At 64.3% G+C, this 16,670-nt stretch carries 19 protein-coding genes; 15 read left to right on the top strand and 4 right to left on the bottom strand.

The genetic code is table 11. From position 1 onward, the window contains the following. Positions 1-6 precede the first annotated feature (6 nt). The 3 genes from dxs (at position 7) to AAGT95_RS07070 (ending at position 3,461) form a co-directional block, all read left to right on the top strand. Entirely contained in the window at positions 7-1,980 is a 1,974-nt protein-coding gene (dxs, locus tag AAGT95_RS07060) for a 1-deoxy-D-xylulose-5-phosphate synthase (RefSeq protein ID WP_342596024.1), read from the top strand. A gap of 7 nt (positions 1,981-1,987) precedes the next feature. Then, positions 1,988-2,764: a co-chaperone DjlA gene (gene djlA, locus AAGT95_RS07065; RefSeq protein ID WP_110602046.1), complete on the top strand. Its 777-nt coding sequence runs from the start codon at positions 1,988-1,990 to the stop codon at positions 2,762-2,764. Between the two features lie 100 nt (positions 2,765-2,864). Then, entirely contained in the window at positions 2,865-3,461 is a 597-nt protein-coding gene (locus AAGT95_RS07070) for a methyltransferase domain-containing protein (protein ID WP_342596025.1), read from the top strand. Here AAGT95_RS07070 and AAGT95_RS07075 read toward each other — a convergent pair whose 3' ends face one another. Then, a complete protein-coding gene (locus tag AAGT95_RS07075) occupies positions 3,462-4,046 on the bottom strand; it encodes a TetR/AcrR family transcriptional regulator (RefSeq protein WP_157958453.1) in 585 nt (194 codons plus the stop codon). A gap of 103 nt (positions 4,047-4,149) precedes the next feature. Between AAGT95_RS07075 and AAGT95_RS07080 the strand changes: the two genes are divergently transcribed. The 3 genes from AAGT95_RS07080 to AAGT95_RS07090 all read left to right on the top strand — a co-directional run bounded on the left by AAGT95_RS07080 (position 4,150) and on the right by AAGT95_RS07090 (position 5,413). Next, a complete protein-coding gene (locus AAGT95_RS07080; RefSeq protein ID WP_110602051.1) occupies positions 4,150-4,467 on the top strand; it encodes a DMT family transporter in 318 nt (105 codons plus the stop codon). Then, a complete protein-coding gene (locus tag AAGT95_RS07085; protein WP_205909481.1) occupies positions 4,467-4,796 on the top strand; it encodes a DMT family transporter in 330 nt (109 codons plus the stop codon). Before AAGT95_RS07080 ends, AAGT95_RS07085 begins: the two co-directional genes overlap by 1 nt. Before the next feature lie 110 nt (positions 4,797-4,906). After that, complete coding sequence (locus AAGT95_RS07090) at positions 4,907-5,413, top strand: DUF421 domain-containing protein (RefSeq protein ID WP_110602053.1); 507 nt, start codon at positions 4,907-4,909, stop codon at positions 5,411-5,413. Between the two features lie 29 nt (positions 5,414-5,442). Here the strand turns inward: AAGT95_RS07090 and AAGT95_RS07095 are convergent, their stop codons facing one another. Beyond that, a complete protein-coding gene (locus tag AAGT95_RS07095) occupies positions 5,443-7,302 on the bottom strand; it encodes an ABC transporter ATP-binding protein (RefSeq protein ID WP_342596026.1) in 1,860 nt (619 codons plus the stop codon). Positions 7,303-7,609: 307 nt separating this feature from the next. On the opposite strand from AAGT95_RS07095, the gene soxR reads away from it, so the two are divergent. Further along, on the top strand, positions 7,610-8,065 hold the full coding sequence (soxR, locus tag AAGT95_RS07100) for a redox-sensitive transcriptional activator SoxR (protein WP_110602057.1): 456 nt from the start codon (positions 7,610-7,612) through the stop codon (positions 8,063-8,065). Positions 8,066-8,097: 32 nt separating this feature from the next. Here the strand turns inward: soxR and trhA are convergent, their stop codons facing one another. Together trhA and ribA are read right to left on the bottom strand one after the other, a co-directional pair. Further along, complete coding sequence (trhA, locus tag AAGT95_RS07105; protein WP_342596027.1) at positions 8,098-8,784, bottom strand: PAQR family membrane homeostasis protein TrhA; 687 nt, start codon at positions 8,782-8,784, stop codon at positions 8,098-8,100. 161 nt (positions 8,785-8,945) lie between these two features. Then, positions 8,946-9,581 (bottom strand): GTP cyclohydrolase II, encoded by a 636-nt coding sequence (ribA, locus tag AAGT95_RS07110; protein WP_110602060.1) that lies wholly within the window; start codon positions 9,579-9,581, stop codon positions 8,946-8,948. 136 nt (positions 9,582-9,717) lie between these two features. Here ribA and hemE point away from each other — a divergent pair, with 136 nt between their 5' ends. The 8 genes from hemE (at position 9,718) to AAGT95_RS07150 (ending at position 16,654) form a co-directional block, all read left to right on the top strand. Further along, positions 9,718-10,833 (top strand): uroporphyrinogen decarboxylase, encoded by a 1,116-nt coding sequence (hemE, locus tag AAGT95_RS07115; protein ID WP_342596028.1) that lies wholly within the window; start codon positions 9,718-9,720, stop codon positions 10,831-10,833. Then, positions 10,805-11,299 carry a thiol-disulfide oxidoreductase DCC family protein gene (locus tag AAGT95_RS07120; RefSeq protein ID WP_157958134.1) on the top strand — a complete coding sequence of 165 codons (495 nt, stop codon included), beginning with the start codon at positions 10,805-10,807 and terminating at the stop codon, positions 11,297-11,299. Before hemE ends, AAGT95_RS07120 begins: the two co-directional genes overlap by 29 nt. After that, entirely contained in the window at positions 11,296-11,697 is a 402-nt protein-coding gene (locus AAGT95_RS07125) for a VanZ family protein (RefSeq protein WP_110707163.1), read from the top strand. The genes AAGT95_RS07120 and AAGT95_RS07125 overlap by 4 nt, the downstream gene beginning before the upstream one ends. Positions 11,698-11,987: 290 nt before the next feature. Further along, positions 11,988-13,016 carry an amino acid ABC transporter substrate-binding protein gene (locus AAGT95_RS07130; RefSeq protein ID WP_110602065.1) on the top strand — a complete coding sequence of 343 codons (1,029 nt, stop codon included), beginning with the start codon at positions 11,988-11,990 and terminating at the stop codon, positions 13,014-13,016. Positions 13,017-13,101: 85 nt separating this feature from the next. Beyond that, a complete protein-coding gene (locus AAGT95_RS07135) occupies positions 13,102-14,292 on the top strand; it encodes an amino acid ABC transporter permease (protein ID WP_110602067.1) in 1,191 nt (396 codons plus the stop codon). Between the two features lies 1 nt (position 14,293). Beyond that, a complete protein-coding gene (locus AAGT95_RS07140; protein ID WP_342596029.1) occupies positions 14,294-15,406 on the top strand; it encodes an amino acid ABC transporter permease in 1,113 nt (370 codons plus the stop codon). A gap of 115 nt (positions 15,407-15,521) precedes the next feature. After that, positions 15,522-16,250, top strand: coding sequence for an amino acid ABC transporter ATP-binding protein (locus tag AAGT95_RS07145; RefSeq protein WP_110602129.1), 729 nt, complete (start codon positions 15,522-15,524; stop codon positions 16,248-16,250). Between the two features lie 11 nt (positions 16,251-16,261). Then, positions 16,262-16,654, top strand: coding sequence for a Rid family detoxifying hydrolase (locus AAGT95_RS07150; RefSeq protein WP_342596030.1), 393 nt, complete (start codon positions 16,262-16,264; stop codon positions 16,652-16,654). Positions 16,655-16,670 lie beyond the last annotated feature (16 nt).

The raw sequence follows: 16,670 nt of genomic DNA on the forward strand, positions 1-16,670 counted from the left end.
CATTTTATGAAGCTGTTCGATGAAATTCCCACTCGGCGCCCATTCACCCCGCTGCTCGACACGCTCGAGTCGCCTGCGGGCTTGCGCACGCTGTCGCTGACCCAGCAGCGACAGGTCGCCGACGAGCTGCGCGCCTACCTGCTCTACAGCGTAGGCTGCAGTGGCGGCCATTTCGGTGCCGGCCTCGGCGTCGTCGAGTTGACCGTGGCGCTGCACCGTGCGCTGGAAACGCCTCACGATCGCTTGCTGTGGGATGTCGGCCATCAGGCCTATCCGCACAAGATCCTGACCGGCCGCCGCGAGGCGCTGGCGAGCATCCGCCAGTATGGCGGCCTGGCGGCGTTCCCGCGGCGTGAAGAGTCGCCGTTCGACACCTTCGGCGTCGGCCACTCGAGCACCTCGATCTCGGCAGCGCTGGGCATGGCGCTGAGCGCCCGGACCAAGGGCGAGAAACGTCGTGTCTGCGCGGTGATCGGCGACGGCGCGCTGACCGCCGGCATGGCGTTCGAGGCGCTGGCCCACGCCGGCCACGTCAACGCCAACCTGCTGGTCGTGCTCAACGACAACGAGATGTCGATCTCGGAAAACGTCGGTGGCATGGCGAGCTACCTGACCCGGATCCTGACCAGCAAGCCCTACACCGCCATGCGCGAGAACGGCAAGCGGGTCCTGTCCCATCTCCCCGGCGCGCTGGAGCTCGCCCGGCGTACCGAAGAGCACGTCAAGGGCATGATCAGCCCGGCGACGCTGTTCGAGGAGATGGGCTTCAACTATCTCGGGCCGATCGACGGCCACGATCTGGCAGCGTTGAACCAGGCGCTGGAGACCGTGCGTGATCTCGACGGCCCGCAGTTTCTCCACGTCCGTACCCGCAAGGGGCGTGGCTTTCGTCCGGCGGAAGCCGACCCGATCGGCTTCCATGCGATCACCAAGCTGGAAAAGACGCCACCGCCGCCGCCGCAAGTGGATGCCATCACACCGCCGGCGGCTGCCATGAGCGCTGCCGGGGCGTCGGCGCAATCCACCCCGCGTCCGAAGCCGAGGAAGTATTGCAACGTCTTCGGCGACTGGCTGTGCGACATGGCGGCGGAGGATCCGAGACTGATCGGGATCACGCCCGCGATGCGCGAGGGCTCGGATCTGATTCGTTTCTCGCAGACCTATCCCGAGCGTTACTACGACGTGGCGATCGCCGAGCAGCATGCGGTGACGCTGGCGGCGGGCATGGCCTGCGAGGCGATGAAGCCGGTCGTCGCGATCTATTCGACCTTCCTGCAGCGCGGCTACGACCAGCTGATTCACGATGTCGCCGTCCAGCACCTCGATGTGACCTTTGCCATCGACCGCGCCGGTCTCGTCGGCGAGGATGGCCCCACCCACCACGGTGCCCTGGATCTCTCCTATCTGCGCTGCGTGCCGGAGATGATCATTCTGGCGCCGGCGGACGAGGCCGAGTGCCGCGCGATGCTGTCGACCGCCTACCACCATCCCGGCCCCGCCGCGGTGCGCTATCCGCGCGGTACCGGGCCCGGCAGCGAGCTGCCGACGGATCTGGCCGCTCGGGTGCCGATCGGCAGGGCCGAACGGCGGCGTGAATCGGCCGCGTCGGAGAAGCGCGTTGCGCTGTTGGCCTTCGGCAGTCTCAACACGCCGGCGGCCGAAGTCGCCGAGCGGCTCGATGCGACGCACCTCAACATGCGCTCGGTCAAGCCACTGGACCGGGAGGCGATCCTGGCGGCCGCACGAGATCACGACTTGCTGGTGACGCTGGAGGAGAACGTGGTGGCCGGCGGCGCGGGCAGCGCCGTCAACGAACTGCTGGCGGCGGAAGGCGTCGAGGCCCAGGTGCTCAACCTGGGCATTCCCGATGCTTTCGTCGAACATGGCAAGCCCGCCGAGCTACTGCGCGATTGCGGCCTGGACGCCACGGGAATCGAGGCCGCCATCCGCCAACGCTTGAACACCAACAACGACCGATAGGACTTTCATGTCAATTGCCATTCTGATCGGCGCCGTCATCGGCTATCTCTTCGGCAAGCTGCCGGGCCTTCTGATCGGTGCCGCCATCGGCTGGTGGATCAGCCGCAAGCTGCGCAGCTCGCTGGTGGGACGGGTCGTCAATATCCAGCACCAGTTCCTGGAGTCGACCTTCGCGGTGATGGGGTGCGTGTGCAAGGTCGACGGCCATATCACCCAGGACGAGATCCGCACCGCCGAGATGCTGTTCGATCGCCTCAATCTGAGCGGACAGATGCGCGAGCGGGCCAAGGCGGCCTTCAATCGCGGCAAGTCGCCGGAGTTCGACCTCGACGCCGAGGTGGAAACGGTGCGCCGCGTTACCGGCGGCCAGCGCGCGCTGCTGCAGGTGTTCCTGCAGGTGCAGCTGGCGGCCATCGCCGCCGACGGCCAGATGCACCCCGCTGAGCACGACATGCTGCTTCGCGTGGCCCGGGGCCTCGGCTTCTCCGAAGCGGAGATCCAGCAGATCGAAGCGATGTTGCGCGGTGGCGCCCAGCAGGGGGCCGGCGGGGCGAGCAGCGGTCAGTCGCTGGAGGACGCCTATCGCGTGCTGGGCGTCTCCGAGGATGCCTCCGATGCCGAGCTCAAGCGCGCCTATCGCAAGCTGATGAGCGAGAACCATCCCGACAAGCTGGCCGGCAAGGGCTTGCCCGAGAGCATGCGCGAGATGGCCAAGGAGCGGACCAGCGAGATCAGCAACGCCTACGATCTGATCAAGAAGACACGGGAGCAGCGCGCGGGCTGAAGCCGTCCCGCGCCGAGATCGGTCGCTATTGTCTCGTGGCAGGTAACACGCTTAGATAGAGGTACGAACGCCGAGACTCCCACCACAGGGACGTGACTGGATGCCAGCGAAGGCCGATCTCTACCGCACTGCCGCCCGCATGCTGGGCACGATCGACAAGAGTGGATGGATACTGCGTTACCGCTACGGCGACCGGAGACTGCTCGAGGACGTGGTGTTGCCCGCGCTCGACCGCGACCCGGCGGTGGAGTCGCTGCTGCTCGTCGGGTGTGCCTGGTATACCCGCCACTATCCGGCGCTGCTGCCGCGCAAGCAAGTGATGACCATGGAGATCGATCCTGCCAAGGCGGCTTTCGGTGGTGACCCGCACATCGTCGCGAACATGACCGACATCACCGAGCACATCGCTCCGGCAAGCCTCGATGCGGTCATCTGCAACGGTGTACTGGGATGGGGGCTGGACGAGCCCGACGCGGTGGAGACGGCTTTTGCTGGCGCGGCGGTCTGCCTCAGGCCCGGCGGCCTGTTCCTGCTGGGGTGGAACGACATACCGCCGCGTAACGACTGCCCGCCCGACTCCATCGCCGCGCTGGATGGATTGGAGATCGCCGACATCCCCGGCCTCGACACCCACTCGCTGGTTGCCCTCGAGCGCAACCAGCACTGCTATCAGGCGTATCGCAAGCCCGAAGGCTGATCAGTCCGCCTTCACGCCCGCCCAGAATACCGACCAGACGCCTTCGAACCGGCGCTCCAGTTCAGGCCTTTCATACATGAAAGTTTCCGATAGCAGCCCGTCGACGACGCAGTAGAAGGCGGCGACGAAGTGATCGTCAGCCAAGGTCTCGCGCAAGGCGCCGGTTCGGTGTCCCGCCTGGACGAAGGCGAGCAGGCGCCGATCGATTCGTGATTCGCCCTGCTCGGTGATCGCCTCGGTCTCGGCGACGAGGTCGTGAGGAGGAAACAGCAGGAAACGCTTGTAGAAAACGCCTTGATGCTCACGATAGGCGAAGGTTGCGCACTGCTGCAGCAGGTGTCGCAGCCGCCGTTCGAACGGGGCGTCCGCCATCTCGGCCAGGCTGGCGTCGATCAGCGCGATCATGTCGTCGTCGGCATCGCGGGACAGCTCCAGGAACAGCGCGGCCTTGCTGTCGAAGTGATTGTAGATCGAGGGCTTCTTGATGCCCGCTGCGGAGGCGATCTGGGCCAGCGTCGTGGCTTCGTAGCCGTGGCGGGCGAACAGCGAGAGGCCGATCTGCTTGAGGCGGTCGCGGGTCTTCAAGGGTCGTCTTCCAGTGGGGTAGAGGGCGTAGCTTGCCAAGTTTGATGGGGTGAAATAAACTAACGACCGTTAGTTAGTCATTCTTTGCCGATGGGTGCAAGTCATGATGCGACCGCAGTGGATCATCCTGCCGCTGGCGGGCCTGGCCGAGGTCGGCTGGGCAGCCGGCCTGAAGCATGCCGAAACCGTGCCGGACTGGGTGCTCACCGTCGTGCTGGCGGTCACCAGCCTGTGGCTGGCCTCGAGGGCGGTGCGCTACATGCCCACCAGCACCGTCTATACGGTCTTCGTCGGCCTGGGCGCGGCGGGCACGGCCGTCGCCGACTGGCTGCTGTTCGGCGTGGCGTTTCACTGGCCGGTCTTGGCCTTCATCGCGCTGCTGCTGACCGGCGTGATCGGATTGCAACGGGTGAGCGACTGATGGAACCGACCACACTGCACTGGATCGCCCTGCTGGTGTCGGGCGCTTTCGAGATCGTCGGCGTCGCCGGCTTCGACCGCCTCAATCGCGGCCAGCGTCTGCACGGCCTGCTGCTGCTCGTCGTTGGTTTCGGCAGTTCGCTGGGCCTGCTGTCGATCGCCATGCGCTCGATCGACATGGGCGTGGCCTATGCCATCTTCACCGGGATCGGCACCCTCGGCAGCACGCTGATGGGCATGCTGCTGTGGGGTGAGTCGCGCAGACCGCTGCGCCTCGCCTTCGTGGCGATGATCGTCTCGGCGGTGGTGGGGCTGAAACTGGTGAGCTGAGTCGTTCTTGATCGAGAGCCTGTGCTGGGATCGGGGCGTCACGGCTGGCGGCATCGGCACAAGCCGCCTAGGCTGACAGATCGCTGCTCACTCGTTCACGGGGTTCGTTCATGCCGCCTGTCCTGCACACCATCGTCGTCGGCATCATCAGCTATCTGGTCCTGATCGCCATCATCCGACTGTCCGGCAAGCGTACGCTATCGAAATGGAATGCCTTCGATTTCGTGGTCACCATCGCCTTGGGGTCGACGCTGTCGACGGCGCTGGTATCCACGCAAGTATCGCTGGCGCAAAGCATCACCGCCTTCCTGTTGATCGTGCTGTTGCAGTTCGCGATCACGTTCACGTCCGTCCGCTCCCGCGCGATCAAGAACCTGGTCAAGTCGCAGCCGACGCTGCTGCTCTTCCAGGGGTGTTTTCAGCAGGCGACCATGACCCGGGAGCGCGTCGCCGAAGCCGAGGTTCGCGCGGCCATCCGCGAGAACGGGATCGCCGACGTCGAAGGCGTCCATGCCGTGGTGCTGGAGACCGACGGCACCTTCAGCGTGATTCCGGACGCTGGCCGCAGCGACTCGGCGCTGCAGGGGGTATCGGGACTGCCCTCCTACCGAAGCTGACCGCGCCGGTTCCCACCGCGCGGCCTGGCTCAGCGAACCTCCTGTGTCGATGGCGGCGCGGCTTCCGCTTCCAGGAAGCCGCCGGACTGGCGCCGCCACAGCCGCGCGTAGAGACCGTTGTGGCGGATCAGTTCGGCATGGCTGCCCTGTTCGACGATGCGTCCTTGCTCCATCACCACCAGCCGGTCCATGGCCGCGATGGTGGAGAGCCGGTGAGCGATGGCGATCACCGTCTTGCCCCGCATCAACTGGTCGAGGTTTTCCTGGATCGCCGCCTCGACATCGGAGTCCAGCGCCGAGGTAGCCTCGTCGAGGATCAGGATCGGCGCATCCTTGAGCATCACCCGGGCGATGGCGAGCCGCTGGCGCTGGCCGCCCGAGAGCTTGACCCCGCGCTCGCCGACATGCGCCTCGAACCCCTCTCGACCGTGAACGTCGCGCAGTGACTCGATGAAGTCCGAGACGTGGGCCTGCTTCGCCGCCTGCCAGGCCATCTCGTCGCTGGCGTCGGGGCGACCGTAGAGCAGGTTGTCGCGCACCGAGCGGTGCAGCAGCGAGGTGTCCTGGGTGACCATGCCGATCTTGGCGCGCAGACTCTCCTGGATGACCTCGGCGATATCCTGGCCATCGATGCGGATGGCCCCGCCCTCCAGCTCGTAGAAGCGCAGCAGCAGGTTGACCAGGGTCGACTTGCCGGCGCCGCTCGGGCCGATCAGGCCGATCTTCTCGCCGGGCCGGATGGTCAGCGACAGGTCGTCGATCACGCCGCCGCCCTTGCCGTAGTGGAAGCGGATATGGTCGAACGCGATCTCGCCGCGATCGATGGCCAGCGGCCGTGCCTCGGGTGCGTCCTCGATCTGGCGCGGCAGCGACAGCGTCGCCATGCCGTCCTGGACCGTGCCGATGTTCTCGAACAGGCCCGAAACCTCCCACATGATCCACTGCGACATGCCCCACAGCCGCATCACCAGGCCCAGCGCCACGGCGACGGCACCCACGCTGATCGCTTCCCCCAGCCACAGCGCGATGGAGAGCCAGCCGACGCTGAACAGCAGTAGCGCATTGAGCAGGTAGAGCATCCCGTAGAGCCCTGTCACCAGGCGCATCTGACGGTACACGGTGACCAGGAAACCGTGCATGCCCTCCTTGGCGAACGACGCCTCCCGCTGGGCGTGGGAGAACAGCTTGACGGTCTGGATGTTGCTGTAGCTGTCGACGATGCGTCCGGTCATGCGCGAGCGGGCGTCGGCCTGGGATTTCGACACCCGGCCCATGATCGGCACGAATACCCGCAGCAGCAGCAGGTAGCCGGCCAGCCAGGCCACCAGCGGCATCGCCAGGCGCCAGTCGGCATTGCCCACCAGCAGCAGCGTGCCCAGGAAATAGACGCTGACGTAGTTGAGCACGTCGAACAGCTTGATCACGCATTCGCGCACGGCCAGCGAGGTCTGCATCACCTTGGTGGCGATGCGTCCGGCGAACTCGTCCTGGTAGAAGTGCATCGACTGGCGCAGCAGGTAGCGGTGCGCCTGCCAGCGGATACGCATGGGGAAATTGCCCATCATCGTCTGCTGCTGGAACAGCGAGTGCAGCCACACCATGCCGGGCAGCAGGATCAGCACCACGAAGGCCATGCCGGCCAGTTTCCAGCCCTGGCTGGCCAGGAACGTCTCCCGATCCTGGGCGGCAAGCCAGTCGACGATGTTGCCCAGAAAGCCGAACATCCACACCTCGATGCCGGCGATCAGTGCCATCAGCGCCGTCGCCGTCAGCAAGTAAGGCCAGGCACCCCGGGTATAGTGGAGGCAGAAGGCGACCAGGGTATCGGGGGGACGCTGAGGTTCCTGGGGCGGAAAGGGATCGAGGCGGTTTTCGAACCAGCGAAACATGGCAATCCTGGAGTCTGGTTTCATGATCGGGGCGACGACTCGCGAGCGCGGTCGTTCGGTCGCCCGGGGGGCAGCCTTGATTGTACGCCGGTTCGGCTACCCTGGAGTCATCGATTGGCCCCTGCGTGACCTGGCTTTACTGCCGGAGACGAGGGTAACCACGGCAGCTGGCGGCGGTCGAGCGTGTCGAGAACTGCCCCGGCTCGGCGGTTGAGGCGTATCGGATGGCATGGTGTCGCTCGCTTGCGAGAAGGTTGGAATCGCTGCACTCTAATTCCTCAAGCAAGCTTGAGGTCAAGCGTGGAACATGACGACGAGAGCACCGCGGAGGGGGGCGATCTCCGCCACCAAACAGGCATTGAGCGTCGGTGATGTGGCCCGGCGAAGCGGCGTTGCGGTATCGACGCTGCACTTCTACGAGACCAGGGGATTGATCCACAGCTGGCGCAACGCCGGCAATCAGCGGCGCTATACCCGAGACGTGCTGCGCCGTGTGGCGGTGATCAAGATCGCCCAGCGTACCGGTGTGCCGTTGACGGAAATCCGCGAGGCACTGGCAGCGCTACCCGACTCGCGCACCCCCACGGCGGCGGACTGGCGGCGGCTGTCGGAGCGCTGGCGCGCGGCCCTGGACGAGCGCATCGCCCAGCTCACCCTGCTGCGCGACCAGCTCGATGGCTGTATCGGCTGCGGTTGCCTGTCGCTGTCGCAGTGTCCGTTGCGCAATCCGGGCGACGTGCTGGGCGGTAACGGGGGCGATTGATAGCGTCTGGAGCGAGATCGCCGGAGGCCAGTTCAGGTCTCGAACGGCAGCACTGCGGTGTAGACGGCCAGGAAGTGACAGACGCTGCCACCGATGACGAACAGGTGCCAGATCGCGTGATGGAACGGGATTGCCCGGATGGCGTAGAAGATCACGCCCACGGTGTAGGTGATGCCGCCAGCCACCAGCAGGGCGAGGCCGTTGGGGGACAGCTGTGCAGTGAGGCTGTCGGAGGCGATCAGGATCAGCCAGCCCATGATCAGGTAGATGAACACGCGCAGTATGTCGAATCGATGGGGCCAGATCAGACGCAGCGCGATACCGCCGAGTGCCAGGCTCCAGATGACGGCAAACAGCGCCCAGCCCATCGGCCCGCGCAGGTTGACCAGCAGGAAGGGGGTGTAGGTGCCGGCGATCAGCAGGTAGATGGCGCAGTGATCGAAGGCCTGGAAGACGCGCTTTAGGCGCTGGCCGCGAAAGCCGTGGTAGAGGGTCGAGGCGGTGTAGAGCAGCAGCAGGCAACTGCCGTAGAGCGAGACGCTGACGATCTTCCAGGGGTCGACGTGGGCGGCGACGCTGGCGAGCACGATCAATACGATCATGCCGACGAGACTCAGCGCCGCGCCGATGCCGTGGCTGATGCTGTGCAACCACTCCTCTAACCGGGAGAATTCGTCGAGTTCATGCGCGCTGGCGGACTCTGGCGGCTGATCGGACATGATTTTCGAGACCTCACTGTTCGAGGCGGCTGCCACTACGGCGGCAGAATTCGGAAAGCTGTCTCTTATGTGACTGAATCGAGACCTCGGCGTTCAGTCTGTGTGGCCATGATGACGCCAATATGACGCCGGAAGAAGTTCGCGGGTGAGGAGGCGGTCGTTCAGGCGTCGCGTTCGATATCCACGTCGCTGGCGGGCGTGAAATCGTCGAGATCCATCATGTGGTCGAGCTTGCCGACCTTGGTGGTCAGGTAGTGCTCGTTGAACGGGTTGCGACCGGTGGTGATCGGCAGGCGCTCGTGGATCTCGACGCCATCCTGGCTCAGCGCCTCGACCTTGCGCGGGTTGTTGGTCATCAGCCGCAGCGACCGAATGCCCAGGTGTTCCAGCATCGGCACACAGATATCGTAGCGGCGCTGGTCGGCACCGAAACCCAGGCGCTCATTGGCTTCGACGGTGTCGGCGCCATCGTCCTGCAGCGCATAGGCACGGATCTTGTTGAGCAGGCCGATGCCGCGGCCTTCCTGACGCAGGTAGAGCAGGGCGCCGCGCCCCTCGTCGGCGATCCGCTTGAGCGCTTCCTGAAGCTGATAGCCGCAGTCGCAGCGCATCGAGAACAGGGCATCGCCGGTCAGGCATTCGGAGTGCACCCGCGCCAGCACCGGTTCCGACGTGGTGACGTCGCCAAGGGTGAGCACGACGTGCTCCTTGCCGGTGGCCTCTTCCTGGAAGCCGTGCAGCATGAACGTCGCCCAGGGAGTGGGTAGTTGCGATGCGGCGATGAAGCGGATCGTCACGATGACCTCGCGGTAGGAGGGGCTCCGGCGTCGAATGCTGGCCGAGAGCGCCGGACAATTAAAAAGGGCGGCATTATAACAGGCCTGGCGGCCGATCCGTTACAATGCCGGCAAATCTCGAACGCAAAAGGCCGTCATGACTCTGTCCCGTGATTCCCAGTCGCAGGCGCTTTCCGACGCTGTCCAGCCGCCGGCGCTGCATAACGACCGCCTGCTGCGGGCGCTGGCCCGCCAGCCGGTGGACCGCACGCCGGTCTGGATGATGCGACAGGCGGGCCGCTATCTGCCGGAGTATCGTCAGACCCGGGCCCACGCCGGCAGTTTCATGGATCTGTGTCGCAACGCCGAACTGGCCTGCGAGGTAACGCTGCAGCCGCTCGAGCGTTATCCGCTGGATGCCGCCATTCTGTTCTCGGATATCCTGACCATTCCGGACGCCATGGGGCTCGGGCTCTATTTCGAGACAGGGGAAGGCCCCAAGTTCCGCAAGACGGTGCGCTCCGCCGCCGAGGTGGCCGCGCTGAGCGCGCCGAACGCCGAGCGCGATCTCGACTACGTGATGAACGCCGTCTCCACGATCCGTCGCGAGCTCGGTGGCCGGGTGCCGCTTATCGGCTTTTCCGGTAGCCCGTGGACGCTGGCGACCTATATGGTCGAAGGCGGCTCGAGCAAGGATTTCCGCCACCTCAAGGCGATGCTCTACGGCGACCCCGACACCCTTCATGCGTTACTCGGCGTACTCGCCACCGCGGTCACCGACTACCTGAATACCCAGATTCGCGCCGGCGCCCAGGTGGTGCAGATCTTCGACACCTGGGGCGGGGCATTGTCGACGCCGGCCTATCGCGAGTTCTCCCTGGCCTACATGCAGCGCATCGTCGATGGCCTGATTCGCGAGCACGACGGCCGCCGGGTGCCGGTTATCCTGTTTACCAAGAACGGCGGGCAGTGGCTCGAGTCGATCGCCGACAGCGGCTGCGACGCGGTGGGCCTGGACTGGACCACCGAGCTGAGCGACGCCCGTCGGCGCGTCGGCGAACGGGTGGCGCTGCAGGGCAATCTCGACCCCAACGTGCTGTTTGCGCCGCCGTCGCGGATCCGCGAGGAGGTTGCCCGCATCCTCGAAAGTTTCGGCCCGGGCGAAGGTCATGTCTTCAACCTGGGACACGGCATCAGTCAGTTCACCGATCCGGATCACGTCACGGCGTTCATGGATGCCCTGCATGAGCTCAGCCCCGCCTATCATCGATGAGTCCGCTGGCGGCGAGGCCGGCAATGGCCTGCTGCTGTTCGATGCCGACTGCCCGTTCTGTCGGCGTTCGGTTCGCTGGCTGCTGGCCCGCGAAAGGCCGGACAGCCGGCTGCGCATCGCGGGGCTGGAGGGCTCGGTCTCGCATCGGCTCGGCGAGCATTTCGGCATCGACTTCGCGCGTTCAGACAGCATCTGGTGCTTCGCCGACGGCGAACCCCGCCGTAACAGCGATGCCGTCTGGCGCCTGGCCGCCCGGCTGCGGGGTGGTTGGCAGCGACTCGAGTGGTTGCGCTGGATTCCGCGTCCTCTGCGCGATGGCGGCTACCGTCTCGTCGGCAACCACCGGCATCGACTCTCGTCGCTTGGTGCCGCGCGTCTCGAGGATCATCCACGCTGGGTGAATCATCTCTCTGCCGGGCTCTGCCATCGCTGCGGGCTGCCTGGCGAACTGGCGGACGAGCCATGAAAGCCGGCCGCCGCCGAGAGTGGGACGACGCTGGGCCATCGCGCTGGCCAAGAGTGGCCGCGGTGGTGGCGACGCTGGTCTGGGCGGCGGGGATCGCCTGGGGAAGCTTGAGTCCCGCTCAAGAGTTGCCGCAGCACCTGCCCTGGGACAAGTTCAACCACTTCATCGCCTACGCCGGCCTGGCGCTAGGGCTGCGTCTCTCCGGGTGCCGCTGGCTGTCGGCCTGGCTGGCGGCGGTGACATTCAGTATCGCCATCGAATACCTGCAGCTCTACGTGCCGGGGCGTCAAGGCGGTGACTGGGACGATATTCTCGCCAATGCGCTCGGCGCCAGCGTCGCCCTGGGCGTGTCATCGATCGGATCGCGGTACCGACGCGGTCGCGGAATTCAACGTTAGTCGAATCAAGCACCAGGGTCTCCCGGCGGGCATGGGTCCGGGAAGGATCTTCAGCGCGGGCACCACCATGGTGCAGGTGTGTTATTTAGGCACTGTTTTGAAACAATTTGTTGTCATTTCGGCGCCCCGGGCGGTCCGCCGAACTGGATGTGGGCAGGATCGTCGAGGCTAGGGTAGCGTTGAAACAGGGTTTTACGGCCCTCGGCGCGAAAGTGGAACGAACTTTGCTAATTTCATCTGGGCATGTTCCGGCATGCACTCAAATGATAATGCGAGGGAGTTGATTCCATATGCGCCACAAGAACAAAAGCCTGATCGTACTGCCAGCCGCCATGCTTGCCGCGGCTGCCGTCACCCAAGTTCAGGCTGCCACTCTGGATGATGTCAAAAGCAGCGGCGAGTTCACCTGTGGTGTCAGCACGGGGCTGACCGGGTTCTCGTCTCCCGATGAAAATGGCAAATGGACCGGTATCGACGTTGAAGTCTGCCGTGCCGTTGGCGCGGCCGTCCTGGGCGACCCGGAAGCCGTTGTTTTCTCCCCGCTGACCGCCAAGGAGCGTTTCACCGCGCTGCAGTCCGGTGAAGTCGACGTGCTGTCCCGCAATACGACCTGGACCGCCACCCGCGACAACTCGCTGGGGCTAAACTTCACCGGGGTCAACTTCTATGACGGCCAGGGTTTCCTGGTGCGCAAGGATCTCGGCGTCAAGAGCGCCAAGGAACTGGATGGCGCTTCCATCTGCGTGCAGGCCGGTACCACCACCGAACTCAACATGGCCGACTACTTCAAGGCCAACGACATGCAGTTCCAGCAGGTCGCCTTCGATACCTCCGACCAGACCGCCCAGGGCTTCGACAGCGGCCGCTGCGACGTGCTGACCTCCGACTCCTCGCAGCTGGCCGCCCTGCGTCTGCAGCTGGCGGATCCGGACGGTGTCGTGATTCTGCCGGAACGGATCTCCAAGGAGCCGCTGGGCCCGGTCGTGCGTCAGGGCGACGATCAGTGGTTCAACATCGTCAAGTGGACGTTGTTCGCCATGCTCGACGCCGAAGAGCTCGGCATCACCAGCGAGAACGTCGACGAAATGCGCGAAACCCCGCCGAATCCGGACGTCGCCCGCCTGCTGGGCAAGGACGGCAACTTCGGCGAGCAGATGGGCATCAGCAACGACTGGGCCTATAACATCGTCAAGATGGTGGGCAACTACGGTGAGGTGTTCGACCGCACCGTGGGCGCCGACTCGCCGATGGGACTCGAACGCGGCATCAACGCACTGTGGAACGACGGCGGCATCCAGTACGCACCGCCGGTTCGCTAAGCGTTACCTCGTGCTCTCGACACCGCGCCCCTTCGGTCTGAGCGCCGGGGCGCGGTGCCTCTCCACGCTCGAGTAGAGACAACTCATGCTGCGTCCATCCACTACCTTACCGCGACGGGGGCACGGGCCCTTGTGGCGGAACCCCGCCATACGCGCCCTGATCGTTCAGGCCGTGCTGTTTCTGGTACTGGCGGCTTTCATCGGTTATCTGGTTCACAACACGCTGCTCAACCTGGAAGCCCGCGGTATTCATACCGGTTTCGGCTTTCTGGAGGGGCGAGCCGGCTTCTCGATTCCACAGACGCTGATCGAGTACACCAGCGACAGTACCTATGGCAGAACCTTCGTCATCGGCCTGCTCAATACGCTGCTGGTGTCGGCGCTGGGTATCGTCGCCGCCACGATCATCGGGTTTCTGGTCGGAATCGCGCGCCTGTCGCCCAACTGGCTGCTGGCGCGCCTGGCGACGATCTACGTCGAAACCTTCCGCAATATCCCGCTGCTGGTTCAGATCCTGTTCTGGTACTACGCCGTACTGCGGGCCCTCCCGTCGCCACGACAGAGTCTGTCGCTGTTCGACGCCTTCTTCTTCAACGTGCGGGGCATGGTGATGCCAGACCCGCAGCCGCTGGATGGCTTTGCCGCCACGCCCTGGGCACTGCTGGTTGCCGTCGTCGTCACGATCCTGTTCGGCGTGTTCGCCAAGCGTCGCCAAGCGAGCACGGGCAAGTCGCTTCCCGTCTACTGGATTGGCCTGACGATCATCGTCGGGCTGCCGCTGATCGTCTTCCTGGCTACCGGGTCACCGCTCGAGTGGACGCTGCCGGAAATGGCGGGTTTCAACTTCCGCGGCGGTATCAACATCCTGCCGGAACTGCTGGCGCTGTGGCTGGCGCTGTCGATCTACACGGCGGCGTTCATCGCCGAGATCGTGCGGTCGGGCATTCTGTCGGTCTCCCACGGTCAGACGGAAGCCGCACGCTCGCTGAGCCTGCCGGAGGCGATCACGCTGCGCAAGGTCGTCATTCCTCAGGCGATGCGCGTGATCATCCCGCAGATGACCAGCCAGTATCTCAATCTGATCAAGAACTCGTCACTGGCGACCGCCATCGGCTATCCCGATCTCGTGGCGGTATTCGCCGGTACCACGCTGAACCAGACCGGGCAGGCGATCGAGATCATCGCCATGACCATGGCGGTCTATCTGGTCATCAGCCTGACGGTCTCGTTTTTGATGAATCTCTATAACGCGCGCACGCTGCTGAAGGAGCGTTGAGATGACGACTGACTCTACCTTCCGCACTGAAATGATCGAAGCGCGTGATGCGCCTGATCAGCGTCGGGGTGTGATCGGCTGGTTTCGAGCCAATCTGTTCAACGGCCCTATCAACAGTATCGTCTCGATCGTCGTCATCTACCTGCTGGCACGACTGATCTGGCCGTTCCTCGAATGGGCGGTGATCGACGCTGACTGGATCGGTACCACGCGGGACGCTTGTACCGGCCAGGGCGCCTGCTGGGTGTTCATCTCGGCGCGCTTCGAATCCATCATCTACGGCTTCTATCCGGAAGCCGCGCGCTGGCGCGTCGACATCGTGTTCGCGCTGTTGGCGATCCTGGTCGCCTGGCTGGCGGTCCCCAAGCTTCCCTACAAGAAATGGGTGGCGCTGTTTGCGCTTATCGGTCTGCCGATCATCGCCTACTTCCTGCTGGTGGGGGGCTCGTTCGGGCTCGAGTACGTGCCGACGCGCGCCTGGGGTGGCCTGATGCTGACGCTGACGATCGCCGTGCTGGGCATCGTCGGTTCGCTACCGCTGGGGATCATTCTGGCCCTCGGTCGACGCTCCAAGATGCCGTTCGTCAAAGGCATCTGCGTGATCTTCATCGAGTTCTGGCGCGGCGTTCCGTTGATCACGGTACTGTTCATGGCCTCGGTCATGCTGCCCCTGTTCGTGCCCGGGAATTTCGATTTCGACAAGCTGCTGCGTGCACTGATCGGGATCATGTTCTTCTGGAGCGCCTACATGGCGGAGGTGATCCGCAGCGGCCTTCAGGCGATCGGCAAGGGGCAGACGGAAGCGGGCCAGGCGCTGGGTCTGAACTACTGGCAGAGGACCGGCCTGATCGTGCTGCCGCAGGCACTCAAGCTGGTGATCCCGGGGATCGTCAATACCTTTATCGCGCTGTTCAAGGATACGTCGCTGGTGCTGATCATCGGCCTTTTCGATCTGCTGGCGATCATTCGCGCCGGCCTCACCGACTCCAACTGGCTGGGCTTTTCCACGGAAGGCTATGTCTTTGCGGCGGCCGTCTACTGGATATTCTGCTTCAGCATGTCCCGCTACAGCCTGTACATCGAGCGACGTCTGAACACCGGACATAAACGGTGAGTGCGACCAGCGACTGCGCCTTCACGCACTCCCATAACAAGATTGTCATCAGGAAATCATTGCCATGAGCGAAGCGACAGCGTCTCAGACAACCGCGTCCGGCAGCGACCGACCGATGATCGAAATCGATCATCTCAACAAGTGGTACGGCAGTTTCCATGTGCTGCGCGACATCAACCTGACCGTGACCAAGGGCGAGCGGATCGTCATCTGTGGCCCTTCCGGCTCTGGCAAGTCGACGATGATCCGCTGCATCAATCACCTCGAGGAGCACCAGCAGGGCTCTATCGTGGTCAACGGCGTACCGATGACCAACGACGTCAAGCGGATCGAGCAGATCCGCCGCAACGTCGGCATGGTCTTCCAGCACTTCAATCTGTTCCCGCACCTGACCGTGCTCGAGAACTGCTGCCTATCTCAGATCTGGGTACAGAAGAAGCCGCGTGCCGAGGCGGAGAAGACCGCGATGGAATATCTGGAGCGGGTTCAGATCGCCAATCAGGCGCTGAAATATCCCGGTCAGCTCTCGGGGGGGCAGCAGCAGCGGGTGGCGATCGCCCGGGCGCTCTGCATGCGCCCGGAGGTGATGCTGTTCGACGAGCCGACTTCGGCGCTCGATCCGGAGATGATCAAGGAAGTGCTCGACGTCATGATCGAGCTTGCCCACGAAGGCATGACGATGCTCTGCGTCACCCATGAGATGGGCTTCGCCAAGACCGTCGCCGATCGGGTGATCTTCATGGATCAGGGGCAGATCATCGAAGAAGCGCCGCCGCACGAGTTCTTCAACAACCCGCGCTCCGAGCGAACCCAGCTGTTCCTGAGCCAGATTCTGGGGCATTGAGGATAGATCAGATGGGTATCGAAAAACTTTTCGTCAGCGGCGCCCCGCAGCCGATCGCACCGTTCTCCCACGCCTGCAAGGTGGGGGAGCTGGTCTTCATCACCGGCCAGATGCCGACAGTGCCGGAGACCAACGAGATGCTGCTGGGCACGTTCACCGAGCAGACGCACCGGGTGATGCAGAATCTGGAGATCGTCCTAAAAGCCGCCGGCACCAGCTTCGAGCATGTGGTCCAGAGCCGTGTCTTCATCACCAACATGGGGCACTTCGAGGAGGTGAACGGTGTCTACGCCAGCTATTTTGTGGACCCGCTGCCAACGCGAACCTGCATCGGTGTCACCGGCCTCGCCGGCGGTGCCGATGTCGAGGTGGACATGATTGCCTGGATTCCGCCTGTGGAATGATCGACCGACGTTCGGT

The organism is Salinicola lusitanus, assembly GCF_038648475.1.
GTDB classification, from domain to species: Bacteria; Pseudomonadota; Gammaproteobacteria; order Pseudomonadales; family Halomonadaceae; genus Salinicola; species Salinicola lusitanus.

Bases quoted from the DNA above. Each gene is read 5' to 3' on its own strand.
- AAGT95_RS07145 (WP_110602129.1), top strand. From the start codon at position 15,522: ATGATCGAAATCGATCATCTCAACAAGTGGTACGGCAGTTTCCATGTG.
- soxR (WP_110602057.1), top strand. From the start codon at position 7,610: ATGACGACGAGAGCACCGCGGAGGGGGGCGATCTCCGCCACCAAACAG.
- AAGT95_RS07090 (WP_110602053.1), top strand. From the start codon at position 4,907: ATGCCGCCTGTCCTGCACACCATCGTCGTCGGCATCATCAGCTATCTG.
- dxs (WP_342596024.1), top strand. From the start codon at position 7: ATGAAGCTGTTCGATGAAATTCCCACTCGGCGCCCATTCACCCCGCTG.
- AAGT95_RS07140 (WP_342596029.1), top strand. From the start codon at position 14,294: ATGACGACTGACTCTACCTTCCGCACTGAAATGATCGAAGCGCGTGAT.
- AAGT95_RS07070 (WP_342596025.1), top strand. From the start codon at position 2,865: ATGCCAGCGAAGGCCGATCTCTACCGCACTGCCGCCCGCATGCTGGGC.
- AAGT95_RS07120 (WP_157958134.1), top strand. From the start codon at position 10,805: ATGAGCTCAGCCCCGCCTATCATCGATGAGTCCGCTGGCGGCGAGGCC.
- AAGT95_RS07150 (WP_342596030.1), top strand. From the start codon at position 16,262: ATGGGTATCGAAAAACTTTTCGTCAGCGGCGCCCCGCAGCCGATCGCA.
- djlA (WP_110602046.1), top strand. From the start codon at position 1,988: ATGTCAATTGCCATTCTGATCGGCGCCGTCATCGGCTATCTCTTCGGC.
- trhA (WP_342596027.1), bottom strand. From the start codon at position 8,784: ATGTCCGATCAGCCGCCAGAGTCCGCCAGCGCGCATGAACTCGACGAA.
- AAGT95_RS07080 (WP_110602051.1), top strand. From the start codon at position 4,150: ATGATGCGACCGCAGTGGATCATCCTGCCGCTGGCGGGCCTGGCCGAG.
- hemE (WP_342596028.1), top strand. From the start codon at position 9,718: ATGACTCTGTCCCGTGATTCCCAGTCGCAGGCGCTTTCCGACGCTGTC.
- AAGT95_RS07135 (WP_110602067.1), top strand. From the start codon at position 13,102: ATGCTGCGTCCATCCACTACCTTACCGCGACGGGGGCACGGGCCCTTG.
- AAGT95_RS07130 (WP_110602065.1), top strand. From the start codon at position 11,988: ATGCGCCACAAGAACAAAAGCCTGATCGTACTGCCAGCCGCCATGCTT.
- AAGT95_RS07125 (WP_110707163.1), top strand. From the start codon at position 11,296: ATGAAAGCCGGCCGCCGCCGAGAGTGGGACGACGCTGGGCCATCGCGC.
- AAGT95_RS07085 (WP_205909481.1), top strand. From the start codon at position 4,467: ATGGAACCGACCACACTGCACTGGATCGCCCTGCTGGTGTCGGGCGCT.
- AAGT95_RS07095 (WP_342596026.1), bottom strand. From the start codon at position 7,302: ATGTTTCGCTGGTTCGAAAACCGCCTCGATCCCTTTCCGCCCCAGGAA.